Below are 990 nucleotides of genomic sequence, written 5' to 3' on the forward strand. Positions count from 1 at the left end.
ATTGTTTTGCTTTCGGGATCAGCACCTAAACGCCCGATTAACATCACTTTATTTAGCATGTTTTTTCTTACCTTAAATTTGTATTTTAATACATACAAAATCCTAGCATGATTTGCATATTTTTTCAATTATTTCAAAAGGATATTATTGTTTTTTAACATATAAAATTATGTTTAATATGCTCTTTGATAAATAATCAATTGACATAAATGCATGGTGTATAGTATCAAGTATCAAGAGGGTATATATGGCAATCGTTAGTTTTAAGCATAAAGGGTTGAGATTATTCTTTGAAAGAGGAGTCTACAAAGGCATACAACCCGCGCATGCTAAAAAATTAGCAAACATTTTAGTAATTTTAGATACAATATCCGCGCCTGAACAAGTTACTCTTAAATCGTATCGTCTACATGCGCTTACGGGCGATTTAAAAGGTTACTGGTCAATGCGTGTCAATGGAAATTGGCGTGTTACCTTTCGTTTCATTGGGACAGACGTTGAACTGGTTGATTATCAAGATTACCATTGAGTTTTGAGGTGTTATTATGATGTACAATCCTCCACACCCTGGCGGCATTTTGAAAGAAGAATTGCTTGATGAATTAGGGTTAACAGTAACAGAAGCTGCAAATCGTCTTGGTGTTGCACGTTTAACTTTATCCCGCGTCTTAAACTGTCATGCAGCGATTAGCATTAACTTAGCTTTACGGTTAGAAAAAGCGGGTTTAAATGATGCGGAATTCTGGCTTAAATTGCAACAAAAGCATGATTTGTGGCAAGCTCGGCATAACAGCCCAATCCCACATATTTCACCTTTAGAGCAAGTAGGGCATCTTTAAAATCAAGCAGCCCACGATAGTTTTTTATGCTCTTGTTGATTTTATCTATAAACGTTCGGAAATTTTACTATGGTTTTTTAACTGAGCACTGTAGTGTGTAAATAGATATATTTATTAAACTGCGTGTATGTAACATAAGAAACAATACACA

2 protein-coding genes are annotated in these 990 nt (G+C 34.6%); both read left to right on the forward strand.

Going from position 1 to position 990, the window contains the following annotated elements:
- The first annotated feature begins 247 nt into the window (after positions 1–247).
- Complete coding sequence (locus ACFIKH_RS09170) at positions 248–529, forward strand: type II toxin-antitoxin system RelE/ParE family toxin (protein WP_375652105.1); 282 nt, start codon at positions 248–250, stop codon at positions 527–529.
- Between the two features lie 16 nt (positions 530–545).
- Positions 546–839 carry a HigA family addiction module antitoxin gene (locus ACFIKH_RS09175; protein WP_004856691.1) on the forward strand — a complete coding sequence of 98 codons (294 nt, stop codon included), beginning with the start codon at positions 546–548 and terminating at the stop codon, positions 837–839.
- Positions 840–990: the final 151 nt, after the last annotated feature.

It is taken from the genome of Bartonella sp. SD1336NMGDW (assembly GCF_042193565.1).
Lineage (GTDB): Bacteria > Pseudomonadota > Alphaproteobacteria > Rhizobiales > Rhizobiaceae > Bartonella > Bartonella grahamii.